18 protein-coding genes are annotated in these 19,049 nt (G+C 33.8%); 10 read left to right on the forward strand and 8 right to left on the reverse strand.

Features of this window, described 5'->3' with window-relative positions:
• Positions 1–232: 232 nt before the first annotated feature.
• Positions 233–703, forward strand: coding sequence for an Lrp/AsnC family transcriptional regulator (locus SOM12_RS15790; protein ID WP_095928286.1), 471 nt, complete (start codon positions 233–235; stop codon positions 701–703).
• Positions 704–923: 220 nt separating this feature from the next.
• Here the strand turns inward: SOM12_RS15790 and SOM12_RS15795 are convergent, their stop codons facing one another.
• The 3 genes from SOM12_RS15795 to SOM12_RS15805 form a co-directional block, all read right to left on the reverse strand.
• Entirely contained in the window at positions 924–1,610 is a 687-nt protein-coding gene (locus tag SOM12_RS15795; RefSeq protein ID WP_320494170.1) for a zinc metallopeptidase, read from the reverse strand.
• Between the two features lie 104 nt (positions 1,611–1,714).
• Positions 1,715–2,344 (reverse strand): response regulator, encoded by a 630-nt coding sequence (locus SOM12_RS15800; protein ID WP_250834990.1) that lies wholly within the window; start codon positions 2,342–2,344, stop codon positions 1,715–1,717.
• Positions 2,334–4,346, reverse strand: a complete 2,013-nt coding sequence (locus SOM12_RS15805; RefSeq protein WP_320494173.1) for a histidine kinase — start codon at positions 4,344–4,346, stop codon at positions 2,334–2,336. The genes SOM12_RS15800 and SOM12_RS15805 overlap by 11 nt, the downstream gene beginning before the upstream one ends.
• Positions 4,347–4,513: 167 nt before the next feature.
• Between SOM12_RS15805 and SOM12_RS15810 the strand changes: the two genes are divergently transcribed.
• Entirely contained in the window at positions 4,514–4,915 is a 402-nt protein-coding gene (locus tag SOM12_RS15810; RefSeq protein WP_320494174.1) for an MmpS family transport accessory protein, read from the forward strand.
• A gap of 74 nt (positions 4,916–4,989) precedes the next feature.
• Here SOM12_RS15810 and SOM12_RS15815 read toward each other — a convergent pair whose 3' ends face one another.
• From SOM12_RS15815 to leuS, 4 genes are all read right to left on the reverse strand, one after another.
• Positions 4,990–5,586 (reverse strand): hypothetical protein, encoded by a 597-nt coding sequence (locus SOM12_RS15815; protein WP_320494175.1) that lies wholly within the window; start codon positions 5,584–5,586, stop codon positions 4,990–4,992.
• Positions 5,573–6,046, reverse strand: coding sequence for an RNA polymerase sigma factor (locus SOM12_RS15820; RefSeq protein ID WP_095928292.1), 474 nt, complete (start codon positions 6,044–6,046; stop codon positions 5,573–5,575). The genes SOM12_RS15815 and SOM12_RS15820 overlap by 14 nt, the downstream gene beginning before the upstream one ends.
• Before the next feature lie 5 nt (positions 6,047–6,051).
• Positions 6,052–6,897: an alpha/beta fold hydrolase gene (locus SOM12_RS15825; protein ID WP_320494177.1), complete on the reverse strand. Its 846-nt coding sequence runs from the start codon at positions 6,895–6,897 to the stop codon at positions 6,052–6,054.
• 564 nt (positions 6,898–7,461) lie between these two features.
• Complete coding sequence (gene leuS / locus SOM12_RS15830) at positions 7,462–10,326, reverse strand: leucine--tRNA ligase (protein ID WP_320494178.1); 2,865 nt, start codon at positions 10,324–10,326, stop codon at positions 7,462–7,464.
• A gap of 250 nt (positions 10,327–10,576) precedes the next feature.
• Here leuS and SOM12_RS15835 point away from each other — a divergent pair, with 250 nt between their 5' ends.
• The 8 genes from SOM12_RS15835 (at position 10,577) to SOM12_RS15870 (ending at position 17,970) form a co-directional block, all read left to right on the forward strand.
• A complete protein-coding gene (locus SOM12_RS15835) occupies positions 10,577–10,924 on the forward strand; it encodes a winged helix-turn-helix domain-containing protein (RefSeq protein ID WP_320494179.1) in 348 nt (115 codons plus the stop codon).
• 235 nt (positions 10,925–11,159) lie between these two features.
• Positions 11,160–13,715 (forward strand): TonB-dependent receptor, encoded by a 2,556-nt coding sequence (locus SOM12_RS15840; protein ID WP_320494180.1) that lies wholly within the window; start codon positions 11,160–11,162, stop codon positions 13,713–13,715.
• A gap of 12 nt (positions 13,716–13,727) precedes the next feature.
• The gene (locus tag SOM12_RS15845) at positions 13,728–14,318 is read left to right on the forward strand and encodes a hypothetical protein (protein ID WP_320494181.1); all 591 of its coding nucleotides are present in this window, start codon (positions 13,728–13,730) and stop codon (positions 14,316–14,318) included.
• A gap of 281 nt (positions 14,319–14,599) precedes the next feature.
• Positions 14,600–15,475 (forward strand): cell division protein FtsX, encoded by an 876-nt coding sequence (locus SOM12_RS15850; protein WP_095928297.1) that lies wholly within the window; start codon positions 14,600–14,602, stop codon positions 15,473–15,475.
• Positions 15,476–15,558: 83 nt separating this feature from the next.
• Positions 15,559–15,816, forward strand: coding sequence for a DUF3098 domain-containing protein (locus SOM12_RS15855; RefSeq protein WP_095928298.1), 258 nt, complete (start codon positions 15,559–15,561; stop codon positions 15,814–15,816).
• An 89-nt stretch (positions 15,817–15,905) separates the two neighbouring features.
• On the forward strand, positions 15,906–16,703 hold the full coding sequence (locus tag SOM12_RS15860) for an undecaprenyl-diphosphate phosphatase (RefSeq protein ID WP_095928299.1): 798 nt from the start codon (positions 15,906–15,908) through the stop codon (positions 16,701–16,703).
• A complete protein-coding gene (truB, locus tag SOM12_RS15865) occupies positions 16,703–17,398 on the forward strand; it encodes a tRNA pseudouridine(55) synthase TruB (protein ID WP_320494184.1) in 696 nt (231 codons plus the stop codon). Before SOM12_RS15860 ends, truB begins: the two co-directional genes overlap by 1 nt.
• A gap of 8 nt (positions 17,399–17,406) precedes the next feature.
• Positions 17,407–17,970, forward strand: a complete 564-nt coding sequence (locus SOM12_RS15870; RefSeq protein WP_320494185.1) for a hypothetical protein — start codon at positions 17,407–17,409, stop codon at positions 17,968–17,970.
• 342 nt (positions 17,971–18,312) lie between these two features.
• Here the strand turns inward: SOM12_RS15870 and SOM12_RS15875 are convergent, their stop codons facing one another.
• Positions 18,313–18,930 carry a thioredoxin family protein gene (locus SOM12_RS15875; protein ID WP_320494186.1) on the reverse strand — a complete coding sequence of 206 codons (618 nt, stop codon included), beginning with the start codon at positions 18,928–18,930 and terminating at the stop codon, positions 18,313–18,315.
• Between the last annotated feature and the right edge of the window lie 119 nt (positions 18,931–19,049).

Below are 19,049 nucleotides of genomic sequence, written 5' to 3' on the forward strand. Positions count from 1 at the left end.
TAAGAATAAAAATATACAAATTTGAAAATCCAAATTCCAACTAATCACTGGGATTTGGATTTTTTGTTTTTGGAGCTTCCTCGATTCGTATCCCGTGATTGAAACCAAAGGGCAATGTTTTGAATTTAAAATTTTAGAATTAGAATTTGGAATTTCCATTTCTACAGCATTTTAATTACATTTGATTTCTATTCAAAACCCAAATCACAAAAATAGTTTCAAATTGTAAGTTATGAAAATCAACTCCCTCTTAATTGAAATTGACGGAATCGATAAAGAAATTCTTCGATACCTAATGGAAGATGCTCGAAAACCGATTTTGCAAATCGCTAATAAAATCGGAATTTCTGGAGCCGCGATTCATCAGAGATTAAAAAAACTGGAACAATCAGGCGTAATCTCTGGCTCTAAGTTTACTGTAAATCCAAAAGTTCTGGGTTACAATACAATGGCATTTGTGGGAGTTTATTTGGATAAAGCTTCAAGAAACTCAGAAGCCGTAAAAGAACTTAGAAAAATACCCGAAGTTTTAGAATGCCATTATACGACAGGAAACTGGTCGGTTCTGATCAAAATTATCTGTCGAGATAACGAACATTTAATGCAGCTTTTGAACAACAAAATCCAAGCAATTGAAGGGGTTTCAAGAACAGAGACTTTTATCTCGCTAGATCAGCAGATTGACAGACAGATACAGCTTTAGAATTAGATAATGCGTCAATTTGATAATTAGATAATTCTTGAAAACGAATAATATTCTACTGTCATCCTGAGCGAAGTGGAAGTCTTAATTAGACATAAGGGCTTCGACTTCGCTCAGCCTGACAATTGATCAAAGAGTCATTATAAAACAAAACCCGACAGATTTTAAAAATCTGTCGGGTTTGCTATAAATTATCTAATTGATTAATTATCTCAATTAATTAATTTCTTCTGCTTCCAGAATAAATTGATATATAGTACAACAACGTTGCGATTGAACCAATTGCTGCTACTACATACGTTCTTGCCGCCCATTTTAAGGCATCTTTTGCTCCAGCCTGCTCTTCTTGCGTAAGCATGTGTTTGTTTTCTAGCCAAGTCAAAGCACGATTACTCGCATCATATTCTACCGGAAGCGTAATAACCGAGAACAAAGTCGTTGCAGCAAAAATGATGATTCCGATTAATAATAATCCCGGAAAAACTTTAATCATTAAAATTCCTGCAATTAAAATCCATTGTACATAATTTGAAGCAACGCTAACAATAGGCACTAACTTAGAACGCATAGTCAGCCATTCGTAACCTATTGCATGCTGTACGGCGTGACCGCATTCGTGTGCTGCAACGGCCGCTGCAGCTGCATTGCGATGGTTGTAAACTGCTTCACTTAAATTCACTGTTTTATCTGAAGGGTTATAATGATCTGTTAACTGACCTGGTGTCGAAATAACACGAACATCTGTGATTCCGTTATCGGCAAGCATTTTTTCAGCAATTTCTCTTCCGCTCATTCCGTTTCTCAATTGCAACTTCGAATACAATTCAAATTTACTTTTCAGCTGCGAGCTTACCAGCCAGCTGAACAGCATGATAGCTCCAGCAATAATTAAATATCCTGATCCCATTTTTTTTATGTTTTTTAGATTGATTTTTAAATTTACAAAACAAACTGCAAATTGCGAACCATTTTAACAAAATGTCATTTTGACATTATTTTACCACTTTTGACTTAATTCAACATATTGTTTTTAAGCAGAAAAGCAATTAATTCTGCCACATTTTTCATTTTATATTTCTGAAGAATGTTGCGTCGATGTGTTTGAACGGTTAAAAAACTCAAAAATAAATCATCGGCTATTTCTTGAGTCGACTTTCCTTGCGAAAGTAGTAATGCAATATCTCTTTCTCTGCGGCTCAAACCCGGAATTCGTTCCAAATCTTCAGACAAAGGCTGACTGATTATCGTTTTTACTTCTTCACTAAAAACAATTTCGCCCTCAATTGCTTTGTAAATACAGTTTTTAAATTCATCAAAAGAAGCATTTTTAAGAATATATCCGTTTCCTCCATTCTGGATAAACTGCATAACCAAACTTCTTTCAGACTGGCTACTCATGCCTATAATTACAATTTTAGGATGCTTTTGCTTGATTGTTTTACACAGATCAACTCCATTTATAACGGGAAGAAAAATATCCATTAAAATCAAATCGACTTTATTGTCTTCTATATAATCTAAAAGCGCAATTCCCGATTCGAATTTTTCTACAATTTCTATATTATCTAACTCTGAAAGTAAGCCCGCAATTCCAGAAATCACAATTGGATGGTCGTCTACTATTACTGTTTTATACTTCATAATCATGATTTGGGTTATATTTTAATTCAATATAAGTTGAAGTCCCTTTATCAAGGACAGAATCAATTTCTAATTTTCCGTTTAAAAAAGCCACGCGGTTTTTAATATTTCGCAATCCCATTCCGTCTCTTTTTTCTGCATACTCCACATTAAAACCAACTCCATTATCTTCAACTGTTATAAAAAATACATCTTTATTTTGAGAGCAGGAAACTAAAATCTGAGAAGCTTTTGCATATTTTAAAGCATTATTTAAAAGTTCTTGAATAATCCTGAAAATCATTATTTTAAAATGTTGCGGTAAAGTTGTTTTTTTAATCAAATACTGAAATTCGATTGCTGTCTCTGGTGTTGAATGCGATGCACACAAATCTCTCAGCGCATGTTCGAGCCCTAATTTCATTAAACTTTCAGGCATTAAATTCTGAGAAATATTGCGAAGCTCTTTTATGGAATCGTTCAGCATTCCGTTTATATTGGAAACATTCTCATTGTTTTCACGTTCAGCAAGATTCAAATGAATTTTTAATCCAGAAAGCATACTTCCGAGTCCATCATGCAAATCTCTTGCGATTCTTTTTCGTTCGATTTCTTCTCCCTCAATCAAGGCATTTGAAACGGATAATTTCTGCTGATTCTCTAATGCTTCAAGTTCTTGCTTATGATTGACTTCTTTTTGAAAACTTATCTTTTTCTGATAATTATTCCAACTCCACAAAAACAAAACAGTCAAAAACAACACAAACGAAAGCACTGCAAAAAGCATCATATTCAAGCGATTATTATTAACCTGCAAAACCGCTTTTTCATTTTCAGATTGCAACAAACCAATTTTCTTTTCGCTTTCTGCTTTTTTATATTTGGCTTCAAGCTCTACAATTTCATTTTTCAGTTTCGCATCATTTAGACTATCATTAATGACATTGTATTTATTCGAATAATAATAGGCTTTCGGATATTCTTTCGTCGCGTTATAAACTTTTGACAACTCTTTATAATAGTTTTTCTTGTCTACAATAAAAGGAGTATTTTTTATTAAATATTCTAAATTGCTTTTGGCCTTATCATAATTTTTAAGTTTAAAGAGTACTTCATATTCTGCAAACTTCAATCTATTTACCGCTATAGCATTATGATGCTTTTCTGCCGATTTAATTCCTTTATCAAAACTTTGCAGTGCCTCATTATGCTTATTTTGTTTCGCATAATAAAGTCCTTCCGAATAAAAATAAGAATCATTTAGATTAGATTCTGGGTATTTTTCTAATGTTGCATAAGCTTTCTCCAGAATTTCTTTAGCATCATAAAAATGTTTCAGCTCAACTAAATTTTCTGCATTTATAATATACGTCTCCATCTTAGACTCGGCTAAAGTTGCCGATTTTTTCGTAGCACTTTCAATATATTTCTGCGCTTGATCTAGATATTCTGCCGCTTTTTCGCGTTCATCATTATTCATAAAAATAATGGCAACGGCTTTATTTAAAGCACTTATCAATTCATAATCACCACTTTTTTTAGCAATTGGAATCGCTTCGTTGACTAGCAATTTCATATAAGCGTTTTCATTATTCTTCCTTTGTTGCATAATGCCGTAGTTCTGAAGTATCACGGCACGAAGTTTATAGGCTTCCTTATTACGATACTTTTTAAGTTTTGCGTTTGCATCTAGTAAAGCTTTTTCAAAGCCTTCCAAATCGCCTTTTTCTATAAAGCTGTACGCATTATAAAAAATAGAAGCGTCTTTTAAAAAAGGAAATTTAATTTTTAGACGATTCGCTTGATCCAAGTATTCCTTTGATTTTTCTGCATCTTGTGCCATTAAAAATAGTTTTGACAATCTGAAACTATTCAAACTTTTGACACTGTCGGATTTTGTGTTTTTTGTGATTTTAACAATACTGTCAATATAAACCGTATCATCATCTAATGAAAGAATTACTTGCGAACTGGAAATTGCAGTGAAAAATAAAAAAAAGAATAAGGCGTAGAGTTTCTTCATAAATGTGGCATTTACTCAAAGTTATTAAAGCTTAACGACTTTCAAAAAAAAATTACTTGCTTTTACCTGATATCAGGTAATAAAAAATACATTTTATCAGGTATTGCCGTCCGCAGGATAAGCGTCTAACTTTGTTAAGTTATGAATTTTAATTAAAGAATTTTATTATGAAATCAATTTTGAAAACCTTAGCAATTGTAATGACTCTTGCTTTTACAGTAGTTTCTTGCAGCAGCGATAATGATGATAATGGCTCAGGAAATGGATCAAGAGATGTTAAATATGAAATAACTGGAAATTATACAGGAACAGCTTCAGTTACTTATTTTGAAAAAGGAGGTAATGCATTAAACGAAGATATGACCAAACTTCCTTGGACTAAAGAATTTACTGCTGAAGCAAAATCTATGGGAGCATCACTGAGCGCAAGTGGATACGGTGGAGTTGCTGGACAAACCTTAACTGGAAAACTTTACATTGGAGGAAAATTAGAGAATGAATTAACTGCAACGGCAAATAGCGACGGAATAATTGTATTATCTCTTACACCGTACGTTTTTCCTCTTTAAAAATTAGTTTAGAATTTAGATTTAAGTTTTTGGTAAAAAGAAAGCTTCGTAAGATTTTACGAAGCTTCTTTTTTTTATGATTTTAATTGATTGTTGACTTCTTCAAACTTTTCAATTAAAGCATTTATTTTTTCCTGCTGTTTTTTAATTTGTTTCGGGCGAATGTAAAACCAATTGAACAACATCCAAAGCAAAGTGATTCCGTACGTTAAACTCGCTCCTAAAGCACTCATTCTACTAACGTATTCGTACATATACAAACAAATTCCAAGTGTTAGTGCTATAAAGTAAAAACTCATCATTTTGGTTTGCAAAAACTGTTGCTTCTTTTTTATCGAAATCAGTTTTTGAAGATATTCCTGATTGGCCTGTGTAGCATCTATGTTTTTATAATCGTCCATTAACTTATTATAGACAAATACATAAACGACCATAGCCAGAATGGTAAGCACAATTCCGATTTTAGTCGAAACAAATTGTGGCTGATAATATATCCAAATAAAAACAATAAAGACACTTGTTACCGAAAGCAAAATATTGATCATCCATAAACTGCGTAAAGCCGCTTTTTTAAATTTACTTAATCGCGCCAGCAAATCGGTTAGGTCTGGCTGACTTACGGATTGTTTTTTCCATAAATCTTTAAAATCTATATTGTTATCGTTGTTCATTTTCTTTAAATTTTTGAGTCAGTTTTTCTTTTATTCTATGAATTTTCACTCTAACATTGGCTTCAGAAAGTCCGACAATTTTTGCGATTTCATTTTGTTTGATGTCTTCCAATTCTAATGAAATAATAATACGATCGGTTTCGGGAAGCTCAGCAATACATTTATACAAGAATTGAATCTGAGGTTCTATAGAATGTTGTTTTTCTTCTGAAAGATGAATAGGAAGTTCTGATTTCGGAAAACGTTTTTGTTTTTCTATCTGCCTTAGACAGTTATTGGATGCTATTCTGAAAATCCAAGTTCCAATAGAAGATTCGTTTCTAAAGGTTTCCAGCTTTTGCCAAACAATTATAAAAGTTTCCTGAGTTAAATCTTGTGCCGCATCGTAATCATTGACGAAACCCATGCAAAGCCTGAAAATTCGATCCCAATACATTTTGTAGATTTGTTCAAATTCCATTCTTTCTATTTTAAAAAAGTGCTTAATTGCTCTAAGTACCAAGCTGTATCATCGTACATAATAAAATGCAATCCGTTGGTGGCGTACTGAAAATTTGCCGTTTTCAAATTTTTATACTGATCTTCTATAGCTGGTTTTAAATTTATAAAATAAGATTCTAATAAAATTAAAGCGGGGCATTTAATCTGTGCAATTCTTTCTCGTAAATCAATATTATAAAAGTCACAATACATTTGCCCAAAAGTTGTTCTATCCGATTTTACACTCCAATCTACAACCATGTCCAGCTTAGACGCATCAGCCAAAAGTCTTGGCATTGTCTTTTTTTGCATATCATAAAACTGATCATTGGTCATTCCTGTCATCTGATTTACCGTTGAAGAGCAATCGTTATTCATTTTTGATTTAAAAGTAGGATCGCTTAAAGCCGCCAAACAAGGAAGCGCATCTACAATCACAATTTTACTGATCAAATTAGGATAATCTGCTGCAATGGCAAGCGCCAGTCCGCCGCCCATGCTATGGCCAATTAAGATTGGCTTTTCAATATTATTTTCTTTGATATAATTGGCAATTCCACTCTTCCAGTTTTCGAACGAAGCATTCGGTTGTGGTTTTCTTCCCGCAAAACCAGCCATTGTAAGGGTGTAACAAGTGAATTGATTTTCGAATGTAGTTCTGGTTTCATTCCAAACATCTCCAGAAGATGCAAAACCAGGAATAAATATAATAGACTGATCTCCATTTCCGGTTTTTAAAACTTCAAACGGAAATTGTTTTGTTTGCGCAAAAACATTTAGACATAATGCTGAGAATAAGAATGCGATAATTAAGATGATATACTTTTTCATTTTTAATAGTTTTAAGTTGTTAATTAAATCGGATCCATGCTTTTGATACGACAACTATTAAAATGTTACAAAAGTTTTATTTTTTTTTATAAAAAATTTCAAATCCCAACATTGGTGTGGGTTTTTAACCGCAAAGGGCACAAAGGCTTACGCAAAGAACGCGAGTTTTCTTTTGCTCACAAAGATGCGAAGTCGCGAAGTTTTTTTCCCAATCTTGTCATTTCGACGAAGGAGAAATCTTCGCGAGAAGCTCCACATTCAAAATCGCCAATCTTTGTAGAGTTTCGGGTGTGATCCTTTGTTCCTAAGGATGACAAACTGTGTGCATTGTCAGTCTGAGCGAAGTCGAAGACCACGCAAGAAGCTCCGCAAACTGAATCGCCAATCTTTGTCGAGTTTCGCGTGTGATCCTTCGTTCCTCAGGATGACAAACTAAGCGTTTTTAAAAATAAAAATTCGTGTAAATTAGTGCAATTCGTGGCAAAAAATTAAACACAAAAAAAATCCCAAACCCCAATCGTAAAATTGGAATTTGGAATTTTTTATATTAAAATTTTAAAATAATTACCCTACAAGGTTGATAATTTTTCCAGGAACAATAATCACTTTATTTGGCGTTCTTCCTTCTAAGTGTTTTTGTGTTCTTTCGTCTTTCATTACGATTTCTTCGATTTGTTCTTTGGTTAAATCCAAAGGCAATTCGATTGTGAAACGCATTTTTCCGTTGAAAGAAACTGGATATTCTTTATTGGTTTCAATTAAATGTTTCTCATCAAAAATCGGGAAAGCAACTTCAGAAATCGAAGTTGTATGTCCTAACTGCGCCCATAATTCTTCTGCAATGTGAGGTGCATAAGGCGAAACCAAAATCGCTAACGGTTCTAAAATCGCTCTTGAATGACAGTTTTGAGAAGACAATTCGTTTACACAAATCATAAACTGAGAAACCGAAGTATTGAAAGAGAAATTCTCGATGTCTTCTGCTACTTTTTTGATTGTTTTGTGCAATGATTTCAAGTTGTCTTTTGTTGGTTCGTCGTTGTTTACGATTAAGCCATTATCATCAAAATACAATCTCCATAATTTTTTCAAGAAACCAAACACTCCAGAAATACCCGCAGTATTCCAAGGTTTTGCCTGCTCTAATGGTCCTAAGAACATTTCGTATAAACGCAATGTATCAGCACCGTATTCAGCACAAATATCATCTGGAGTTACCACATTATAGTATGACTTAGACATTTTTTCTACTTCACGACCTACAATGTATTTTCCGTTTTCATCAAAAATAAATTCTGCTGTATTGAAATCTTCTCTCCAAGCTTTGAACTTTTCGATATTTAATTCATCTGAAGAATTAACAAAATGAACATCAACGCGAATTGGCTGTACATTTTGGCCTTCAATTTTATTTTTAGATACAAAAGTATTTGTTCCTTCCAATCTGTAAACATAAGCCGTTGTTCCTAAAATCATTCCCTGATTGATCAGTTTTTTGAATGGTTCTTCCGTTGGAGCAAAACCTTTGTCTTTTAAGAATTTGTTCCAGAAACGAGAATACAATAAGTGACCTGTTGCGTGTTCGCTTCCTCCAATATATAAATCTACATTTTCCCAGTATGCCAATGCTTCTTTACTTGCAAATTCATTTTCATTGTGTGCATCCATATAACGCATCCAGTACCATGAACTCCCCGCCCAACCTGGCATAGTGTTCAATTCTAAAGGAAAAATCGAAACATTATCAACTAAGTCTGTATTAACAACTTTATTTTGCTTTGTATCCCAAGCCCAAACAGCCGCGTTTCCTAATGGTGGCAATCCGTCTTCTGTTGGTAAATATTTCTCTACTTCTGGTAAAATAATTGGCAAGTGCTGCGTATCGATCATTTTAGGTAATCCATTCACGTAATAAACTGGGAATGGTTCGCCCCAATAACGCTGACGAGAGAAAACAGCATCACGCAAACGGTAATTTGTTTTTCCTTTTCCTTGTCCGATTTCTTCTAACTTATAAATCGCTTTTGCCGTCGCATCTTTGTAGTTTAATCCATTTAAGAAATCAGAAGCTGCGATTTCAACATTGTCTTTTGATCCATATGCAGCTTCAGAAATATCAACATTAGCGAAGATATTTTTGATTTCCTGCATTCCGCTCTGACCTTTAAAGAAATTAGCGAAAGCATAATCTCTTTCGTCTCCGCAAGGAACCGCCATTACAGCACCAGTTCCGTAACCAGCTAAAACATAATCACCAATCCAAACCGGAATAGCTTCTTTTGTAAAAGGATGTTTTGCATAAGCTCCTGTAAATACTCCAGAAATGGTTTTTACATCGGCCATACGCTCACGCTCCGAACGTTTTGCTGTTTTTTCGATATAAGCTTCAACAGCTTCTTTTTGCTCTGGAGTTGTAATTTTAGCAACCAAATCATGTTCTGGTGCCAAAGTCATAAAAGTAACTCCGAAAATAGTATCAGGTCTTGTTGTAAATACTTCGATTACTTCATCGTGATTTTTCACATTAAAAGTTACCAAAGCCCCAACCGATTTCCCGATCCAGTTTCTTTGAGATTCTTTGATAGACTCACTCCAGTCAATATCATTTAAACCTTGAAGTAAGCGCTCGGCATAAGCAGAAATTCGCATACTCCATTGTGTCATTTTTTTTCTTATAACAGGAAAACCTCCACGTTCTGAAACTCCGTTTACAATTTCGTCGTTTGCCAAAACAGTTCCTAAGCCTGGACACCAGTTTACTTCGGTTTCTGCCAAATACGTCATTCTGTATTGCAACAAGATTTTTTCTTTTTGATCGTCAGAGTAAGATTTCCATTCATCAGCCGTAAAAATCGTAACATTATCGTCGCAAACTGCTTCAACCAATGCATTTCCGCTTTCTTCAAAAACAGTTACAAGCTCTGAAATATCAAAAGCCTGTCCTTGTTTTCTGCAATACCAAGAGTTGAACAATTGGATAAAAATCCATTGTGTATGTTTGTAATAATCAGGATTTGATGTACGTACTTCACGAGCCCAATCAAATGAGAATCCGATTTTGTCTAATTGTTTCCTGTAACCCGCAATTTGTTTTCCTTCTTTGTCTACTCCACCATCAATATTTACGCGCGTTGTATCTTCTGGACGTTGTCCAGTCTGAATCGCATATTGTTCTGCTGGCAATCCGAAACTATCGTATCCCATTGGGTGCAAAACATTGAAACCTTGATGTCTTTTAAAACGAGAATATACATCTGAAGCTATATAACCAAGTGGGTGCCCAACGTGTAGTCCTGCTCCAGACGGATAAGGAAACATATCAAGAACATAATGTTTCGGTTTTTCAGAGTTATTCTTTGCTGCAAAAGTTTGATTTTCTGCCCAATATTTTTGCCATTTGGCTTCAATTTCGTTTGGATTGTACTTCATTTCTAAGTGACTAAGATTCTAAGTTACTAAGGTTCTAAGCTTTTCACTAAATTAATTTAGCCGCAAATTTACATTTATTGCGCATTGTAGCAAAGCTATTTCACTGACAAACAAATAAAATAACAAAATACGTATTTTTAATTACGTAAAAATACTTATATTTACATTTTAATACTTAGAAAATATATAGCAAAGACAGAATATTTTTATCAGAAAAGAATTATTTTTGAATAGCATTTAAAAAATTAAAATGGCCGACAGTAAAAAATACAATGTTGAAGTTCGTGTTTGGATTGAGGAAGCTGAAGGCGCATTTCTTGGCATTGGCAAAATCTGGCTTCTTGAAAACATCAAGAAAACGGGATCGATTACCAATGCTGCAAAAGAAATGAAAATGGCATATCGTCAAGCTTGGCAATTGGTCGAAGAAATGAATCAGCGTGCCGAAAGTCCATTAGTTGAAAAACTTCTTGGAGGAAAAGGTGGCGGAGGTGCGCGATTAACAGAAGCTGGAGAAACAGCTATTGCTGTTTTTTATGAAGTTGAAAAACGTATTAAAGAGTTTGCTCAAAAAGAAACTCAGAATTTGAAGTTTTAAAAACAAATATTTAACCACATAGAAACATAGCTTTAGCAATCGTAAAAAGGCGTTTCACTTAATTCAAATACACATAGCAAATCTATGTTTTAGAATCTAGTTTCTTTTTTTACAATCTTTTGAGGATAAAAAAACCTATGTTTCTATGTGTTTAAAAAAATAACCAACCAAACCGACTTTTTTTTTAACCATCAGTATTCATTTTAAAACATACTGAATTTAACAGCCAAAACCCATGAACCAAAAACTGTATTTATTCTTTGTTTTTATAAGCCTGAAAAGTTTTTCTCAAGTCCAAAATTCGAAAACACAAGACAGCATTAAAAAAGAAGAACTAAATGAAATCGTGATTACAGCATCTCGTCGTTCTGAAAAATTAATGCATTCGCCAATTAGTATTGAGCAATTGAAATCGGCGGAAGCCAAAGCAATGGGATCGCCAAGTATTTACGAAGCACTAGAAAATGTAAAAGGCGTTCAAATTATTACGCCAAGTTTGGGTTTTAAAGTCATTAATACAAGAGGTTTTGCCAATTCTACCAATGTAAGATTTGCTCAATTGGTAGACGGAATCGACAATCAGGCTCCGCATTTGGGCGCTCCAATTGCAAACGCTTTGGGCGCAAATGATTTGGATATTGATAAAATCGAAATCATCCCCGGAACTGCAGCCGCTTTGTATGGAATGAATGCGATTAATGGTTTAGCCAATATTCAGACCAAAAATCCTTCTGAATATCAGGGAATCGCCATTCAACAATTAACTGGCGTAAATCATGTAGGGAATATTGATCGGTTTTCACCGAAAGTATATTCGCAGTTTAATTTAAGATTGGCTAAAGCTTTCAATGAAAAATTAGCGTTTAAAATCAATGCATCAACTACAGGCGGAACAGACTGGGTTGCAGATGACAGAACTGATTTGGCTCCAAATGCTAATGCTTCGACAGGTTTATTTGGTGCAGATAATCCAGCGTATGATGAAGTAAACGGCTACGGAAACGAATCCGCCAATCGAAAAACGTTGAATTTAAATGGCAAAAATTATGTTGTTGCCAGAACAGGTTATCGCGAAACGGATATTTCAGACTACGAAATCAAAAATTACAAAGCTGATTTCGGATTGTATTTTAGACCAAAAAAAGATCACGAACTTTCTCTGACTTACAAAACAGCTTTAATCAATACTATTTATCAGCGTTCCAACCGATTTAGATTAGACAATTATACTTTAAATCAATTTTCTGCCGATTATCATACTCCCGTTTTTCAGGTAAAAGCTTATGCAACAACCGAAAATACTGGCGATTCATACAACATGCGTTCGCTGGCAGAAAATATGGATCGCGCTTATAAATCGGATGATAGATGGTTTGCCGATTACAGCACAGCTTATAAAAATGCTTTTACAGGCGGAGCAAGCGTTGCTGACGCACACAGGATTGCCAGAACGCAATCTGATGCAGGAAGATTTTTGCCCGGAACGGAAACTTACGAACAAAAGAAAAACGAATTGATTAATATTAATAATTGGGATATTGGTGCCGCTCTGAGAGTTAAATCGACTTTGGTTCATGGCGAAGGATTGATAAATTGGGATAAAACTTTTGTTTCTTTTTTCGAAAAAATTGATGCGAAACTTTTGAGCGGTGTCGATTACAGAAATTACATTATTGTTCCCGACGGAAACTATTTTATTAATCCCGTTCATGCTGACGAAAATCTGACGTATCAAAAAACTGGTGCTTTCACGCAATTAACCAAAGATTTTTTCTCAGATAAATTAAGATTGGGTGCAACTATTAGAATGGACAAAGCGGATTATTTTGAAGCGAAATTTACGCCTCAGTTCACAGCAGTTTATTCACCAAAAGAAAGTTTAAACTTTAGAGCTTCGTATCAAAACGGGTATCGTTTTCCGAGTATTTTTGAAGGGTTTTCGAATGTAAATTCAGGCGGCGTAAAACGTGTGGGCGGACTTCGAATTATGTCTGACGGAATTTTCGAAAACTCTTATACCAAAGCTTCAATTGATAAATTTCAGGCGCAGGTAAATACAGATGTTAACACAAATGGCTTGACTCAAGTGCAGGCTATCGAAAAAAATAAAAATACGATTCAAAAAAATCCATACACCTATTTAGAACCCGAATTTGTCAAATCGTTTGAAGTTGGTTTTAGAGGAATAACTTTAAATAGAAACCTTTTTATTGATGCCGATTTCTATTATAACTCTTATAAAAATTTCATCGCACAAGTTGAAGCCAGCATTCCGAATACAACAGATCCAAACTTGATTCCGACTGCTTTATATTCAAAAAACACTCAAAATCGCTACAGACTTTGGACCAATTCTAAAAGTAAAATTTACAATTATGGCGGAAGTTTAGGTTTGAAATACCGTTTTGACAACACTTTTAGTGCACTTACCAATTTAACTTATACCAAATTGGATAGAACCGATGATAAAGATGGCTTGGAAGACGGTTTCAATACACCCGAATTTAATGTAAACGGAACTTTGATTGCCCAAAATATCTGGAAAAATCTCGGAGCGAGTGTTACTGCACGTTATCAAAATAATTTTGATTATGTTTCTTTTCTAGTCAGCGGAACCGTTCCTGCATATTGGACAATGGACGCTCAGGTAAATTATGCTTTCAAAAAAGGAATTTCGGCAAAATTGGGCGAAACAAATATTCTTAACAAACCCTACACTTCAATTCTCGGCGGACCATCAATTGGCGGATTATATTATTTGTCACTTGTTTGGGAAAGCAGTAAAATTTAAATCACAACTCTTATGAAAACACAAAATTACATTCTCGTTCTTTTTATTGCATTTTCATGCTCCATGTGCAATTCATCTAAAAAAGAAGAAAAAATTTCAACTGAAAAAACTTCTGAAACTAAAAAACATGAACATGGAACGCTTACGGCAGAAGACAGCTTGAAATTAGTCAATCGTCAAATTGACGTAAAAGGCGAGGTTGAATTTCCGCTACAATTAACAGTCGATTCTCTTAAAAAAATGAAAGTTGTTACCCTTGACAATTTTAAAATTACTGGAAAAAATGGAGAAGTAAAAAGAGTAATTAAAGCTTGTAAAGGCGTTCTTTTGAAAGATATTCTCGAAAAAGCCAAAATCAAGCAGGAAGATCATAAAGACCGAAACTTCTATATCGTAGCAAGAGCTTCAGATGATTACAAAGCTACTTTTTCATGGGCAGAACTTTTCAATAATCCGACGGGAGAAAATGCTTATATCCTTTTTGAAGAAAATGGAAAACCAGTTAAAAACGGAGAGATAATTGCGATTTGCAGCAATGATTTCAGAACTGGACCACGCCACGTATATTGGTTAAAAAGCATTGAAGTTTATAAGGTTAAGTAAAGGCTCTGAGATTCTGAGTTACTAAGATTTTTAACCGCAAAGCACGCTAAGTTTTTAACCAAAAGATATATTTACAAACGCAAAGTTCGCAAGGCTTCATCAATACAAAGCTTTGCGAACTTTGCGTTGTTATAAAGTCAAATATTAAAAAATCTTAGCGTGCTTTGCGGTTAAACACAAATTTATTCAAGATTTAAATTGTACTTTTAAGTATAAAAGTTTGTTATTAACTTTAAATAAAGAAATTCTTTATTATTTTTACCACATAATTTAAGCAAACTATGAGTTCTAACTTTGATAAATTTCAAAAACGCAGGTTAATTTCCTCTTATTTTTCGGTAGTATTAAGTGTATTCTTGGTTTTATTCCTTTTGGGAGTACTAGGATTATTCATTATTAATTCTAAACAGCTGGCGGACGATTTTAAAGAAAAAATCGCTATGACGGTTTTCTTTAAAAACGAAGCAAACGACAGTGTTATCAAAGCATTTAATACAGAACTTAAAAGAGCTCCTTTTGCGAGATCTTTTGTTTATGTAACCAAAGAAAAAGCGGCAAAAGACCATACTGACATCATTGGAGAAGACTTTTTAACCTTTTTGGGAGAAAATCCATTATTGAATTCATACGATATTCACTTAAAAGCAGATTACGTAGAAAGAGACAGCATCGTTAAGATCGAAAGTAACTTCCGCAAAAATACTATGATTTCAGATATTGTTTACGACAAACAATTGGTAAATCTGGTAAATGACAACATCAGAAAAGTAAGTATGTGGATTTTGATTATCAGCGGTTTCTTGACTGTAATTGCTGTTTTATTAATCAACAGTTCGCTACGTTTATCTATACATTCAAATCGTTTTATTATCAAAACCATGCAAATGGTTGGAGCGACAAAAGCGTTTATCCGTAAACCTTTTGTAATGCGAAGTGTAAAACTTGGAATGCTGGGCGCAGGTTTGGCCATTATTGCTTTAATAGCATTGTTGCTTTACGTAGATACTAATTTCCCTGGTTTAGGAATTCTAGAAGACAAAGCTTTAACTGGTTTAGTCTTGGTTGCCGTTTTCGGATTAGGAGTTTTAATTACTTGGGTTAGCACGCATTTTGCAACACAACGTTTCTTGAATTTAAGAACCGACGATCTTTATTAATTTTTGATTGCAGATTTTAGATTGCAGATTTTAGATTTAAAAAAAATGCCTTCGACTTCGCTCAGGCTGACAAACATATAAAAATGAAAAACAACAATAATAAAGAAGAACAACAAGTTCAAAAACAAGAATTCCTTTTTGACAGCATCAATTATAAAATTTTATTGATTGGTATTGCTGTAATTGCGCTAGGATTTATTTTAATGTCTGGCGGAGGAAGTAAAGATCCAAATGTTTTTAACGAAGATATTTTTAACTTTAGACGTATTCGTTTAGCACCGACAACTGTTTTAATCGGTTTCGGAATCACGATTTATTCTATATTCAAAAAATCTAAATAATAAAGATTTATAGATTTCCAATTGAAACGCCCTTCGACTTCGCTCAGGGTGACAATCTGAAATCTAAAATCTGAAATCTAAAATTCTAAATGAATACACTACAAGCTATTGTTCTTGCTATTATTGAAGGAATTACAGAGTTTTTGCCTGTTTCTTCTACAGGTCACATGATTATTGCCTCTTCTTTTTTTGGAATCGCTCATGACGATTTCACTAAACTTTTTACTATTGTAATTCAGCTTGGCGCAATACTTTCTGTTGTTATTTTATACTTCAAACGTTTCTTTCAAACTTTTGATTTTTACTTTAAACTTCTTGTTGCTTTTATTCCAGCAGTTGTTTTAGGATTATTATTAAGCGATTTTATTGATGGCTTATTAGAAAATCCGGTAACTGTCGCAATTTCACTTTTAATCGGTGGAATTATTTTATTGAAAGTTGACGAATGGTTTAACAATCCAAATACAGCTGAAACCTCTCAAGAAATCAGTTATTTACAAGCTTTCAAAATCGGATTGTTTCAATGTATTGCTATGATTCCTGGAGTTTCTCGAAGCGGAGCTAGTATCGTTGGGGGAATGTCTCAAAAATTATCAAGAACTACAGCTGCAGAATTTTCATTTTTCTTAGCCGTTCCTACTATGTTGGGAGCAACAGCCAAAAAATGCTACGATTATTACAAAGCTGGTTTTGAATTATCTCACGACCAAGTAAACATGTTGGTTATTGGGAATATTGTTGCTTTTGCTGTAGCGCTTTTAGCGATTAAAACTTTCATCGGATTTTTGACTAAAAACGGATTCAAAGTTTTTGGTTACTATCGAATTATTGCCGGAATCATTTTATTATTGATTCACTTTTTTATTCATCCGCTTACGATTATATAATGACACCTGAAGAATATCTAGAAGGACAGGTTTTATTGATAGATAAACCTTTAAAATGGAGCTCATTTCAAGCTGTCAATAAATTAAAATACCTTTTAATTAATAAAGTTGGACTTCCAAAAAAGTTCAAAATTGGTCACGCAGGAACTTTAGATCCTTTAGCAACTGGACTTTTATTAATCTGTACAGGAAAATTCACTAAAAGAATTTCAGAACTTCAAGGTCAGGCAAAAGAATATACGGGTACGTTTTATATAGGTGCCACTACTCCATCTTATGATTTGGAAACCGAAATCGATCAGACTTTTCCAACCGATCATATCGATGAAGCTTTGATTCATGAAACGGTAAAACAATTTTTAGGCGAAATCGATCAGAAACCGCCTATTTTCTCGGCTATTAAAAAAGACGGCGTTCGTTTGTACGAACACGCTCGTGCTGGAGAATCTATCGAAATCGAAAGCAGAAAAACTACGATTCACGAATTTGAAATTACAAGAATTGCATTGCCTGAAATAGATTTTAGAGTAGTTTGCTCTAAAGGAACTTACATTCGCTCTCTGGCTTATGATTTTGGAAAAGCAATGAATTCAGGTTCGCATTTAACTGTTTTACGCCGAACTAAAATTGGCGATTATGATGTGAAAAATGCTATTGATATTACTTTATTTGAGGAAGAACTCCTGAAAAAATAAAACTGTAAATGAAGAGAATTTTACTGACTATTGCATTTATTACTTTTTTTAATTCATTTATACATAGTCAGGCAACTAAATTCACATACGCACAATTTGACTTTGCTGTTTCTATAACTGGAAACCCTAATAACACAAACGATTCATATTCAGAATCAGAATCAACATCCTCAAATGCTTTTCTTGTCCCAAATGGTTTAGGTTCAAAAATCGGTTATGGAGTTCACTACAAAAAATGGCTAACATTAGGTATTCACAGTGGTATTGACTGGAAGTGGGATGACAAACTTGTTGCTGTTCCAGTGTTTTTAAATCTTGGTTTAAGCCCAAAAGTAGGACCCGAAACGCGAATTATGCTACAGGTTGGTTACGGAAAAGGGTTTGCCATAGGACGTGGCAATTTGAATGGAGAATACAAAAAATTAAAACTCGGAATTGGCTCAGATGATTTTATTCTTTTTGCAGAAATCTGTGATTATGATTTTCCACTTCACAATGAAAAAAGTATTGGCATGATTTCTTTTGGAATAACTCTTCAAGATTTCTTTTATTACACATCAGAAGCAAACTAAATATTTGGTGCAAAAAAAAGCACATTACAATTTGAAAAGTAATGTGCCAAGCTCCTAAAAATAAGTAAAATTATTTCATACTTATTTCTGTTTAATAGTGAGGCACATTCTTCCCTCCAAATAGAAATTTAGAAAAGAAATCATAAAACCTTTCGAATAACTTTTTCATAATAGTGTATTTTAATTGTTGGACAATAAATAAAACACCAATAAAAAGAGTAAATCTAAAAGTTATAATAGAAGTGGGTTACTTTCACTAAGTTACAAAAATCTATTGAAGTCAAAAAGACTTTAAGATAATTTTATTAACTAAATCATCTGCTTATCAACACATTAATCCGATTAAAGGCGATTATATTTGATGTTTTCCATAATTTCAACCAATTCATCCTGAACTGAAATTCCTTTATCTGCTAAATACCATAACTGCAAATCGGTTTTAATTTTTTCATCAATAGCGCCAACTTCTCTTTTATGTTTGGCCATTAACTCGGTCGCTCCTTTTGGTCTTGGTCCCCAATCTGCACGTACGATTCCGGCTTCTTTACAAATAACGATTACTTTAGGAATTGCTCTTCCGCCATTGGTCAGATAATGGCTCATCAAATCGTCATTTTCATCGCGAAATGCAATTCTTAAATCGATTTTCTTATGAGAAACTAAAGCCATTTTATTTAAAATTGGAAGAATCTGGGCTGCATCTCCGCACCAACCTTCTGAAAGAACCAGCCAAATATAATGATTGTCTAAATTTTGAAGTTTCTCTGCAATCGAATCTGAAATAGTAATCGTTTTGTCTAGCCTATTCATTCTGGCTTCATTCAATTTGGAATAATTGGTAAGACTTTCAGATTGTTCATTTCCTGTAGATTTTCCTTCAGTCAATAAGTCGGTTACTATTTTTCTATATTCAACATAAGAATGACTATTGAATAATGCTTTGGCTACGATGCTTTTCATATTTTTTTTATTTTTAGGTTACAATAAAAATACGAAATTTAGGAAGACGTAGAAAATGACATTTGTCACATTTCAAATTAAGTAACTGTATGGCCTTTTTAAACCTAAAATTGTAACAC

This window comes from Flavobacterium sp. CFBP9031 (genome assembly GCF_034044945.1).
In the GTDB taxonomy this organism is placed as follows: Bacteria; Bacteroidota; Bacteroidia; order Flavobacteriales; family Flavobacteriaceae; genus Flavobacterium.

Bases quoted from the DNA above. Each gene is read 5' to 3' on its own strand.
- SOM12_RS15805 (WP_320494173.1), bottom strand. From the start codon at position 4,346: ATGAAGAAACTCTACGCCTTATTCTTTTTTTTATTTTTCACTGCAATT.
- SOM12_RS15850 (WP_095928297.1), top strand. From the start codon at position 14,600: ATGAGTTCTAACTTTGATAAATTTCAAAAACGCAGGTTAATTTCCTCT.
- SOM12_RS15845 (WP_320494181.1), top strand. From the start codon at position 13,728: ATGAAAACACAAAATTACATTCTCGTTCTTTTTATTGCATTTTCATGC.
- SOM12_RS15855 (WP_095928298.1), top strand. From the start codon at position 15,559: ATGAAAAACAACAATAATAAAGAAGAACAACAAGTTCAAAAACAAGAA.
- SOM12_RS15795 (WP_320494170.1), bottom strand. From the start codon at position 1,610: ATGGGATCAGGATATTTAATTATTGCTGGAGCTATCATGCTGTTCAGC.
- SOM12_RS15800 (WP_250834990.1), bottom strand. From the start codon at position 2,344: ATGAAGTATAAAACAGTAATAGTAGACGACCATCCAATTGTGATTTCT.
- SOM12_RS15790 (WP_095928286.1), top strand. From the start codon at position 233: ATGAAAATCAACTCCCTCTTAATTGAAATTGACGGAATCGATAAAGAA.
- leuS (WP_320494178.1), bottom strand. From the start codon at position 10,326: ATGAAGTACAATCCAAACGAAATTGAAGCCAAATGGCAAAAATATTGG.
- SOM12_RS15810 (WP_320494174.1), top strand. From the start codon at position 4,514: ATGAAATCAATTTTGAAAACCTTAGCAATTGTAATGACTCTTGCTTTT.
- SOM12_RS15820 (WP_095928292.1), bottom strand. From the start codon at position 6,046: ATGGAATTTGAACAAATCTACAAAATGTATTGGGATCGAATTTTCAGG.
- SOM12_RS15840 (WP_320494180.1), top strand. From the start codon at position 11,160: ATGAACCAAAAACTGTATTTATTCTTTGTTTTTATAAGCCTGAAAAGT.
- SOM12_RS15870 (WP_320494185.1), top strand. From the start codon at position 17,407: ATGAAGAGAATTTTACTGACTATTGCATTTATTACTTTTTTTAATTCA.
- SOM12_RS15875 (WP_320494186.1), bottom strand. From the start codon at position 18,930: ATGAAAAGCATCGTAGCCAAAGCATTATTCAATAGTCATTCTTATGTT.
- SOM12_RS15835 (WP_320494179.1), top strand. From the start codon at position 10,577: ATGGCCGACAGTAAAAAATACAATGTTGAAGTTCGTGTTTGGATTGAG.
- SOM12_RS15860 (WP_095928299.1), top strand. From the start codon at position 15,906: ATGAATACACTACAAGCTATTGTTCTTGCTATTATTGAAGGAATTACA.
- SOM12_RS15815 (WP_320494175.1), bottom strand. From the start codon at position 5,586: ATGAACAACGATAACAATATAGATTTTAAAGATTTATGGAAAAAACAA.
- truB (WP_320494184.1), top strand. From the start codon at position 16,703: ATGACACCTGAAGAATATCTAGAAGGACAGGTTTTATTGATAGATAAA.
- SOM12_RS15825 (WP_320494177.1), bottom strand. From the start codon at position 6,897: ATGAAAAAGTATATCATCTTAATTATCGCATTCTTATTCTCAGCATTA.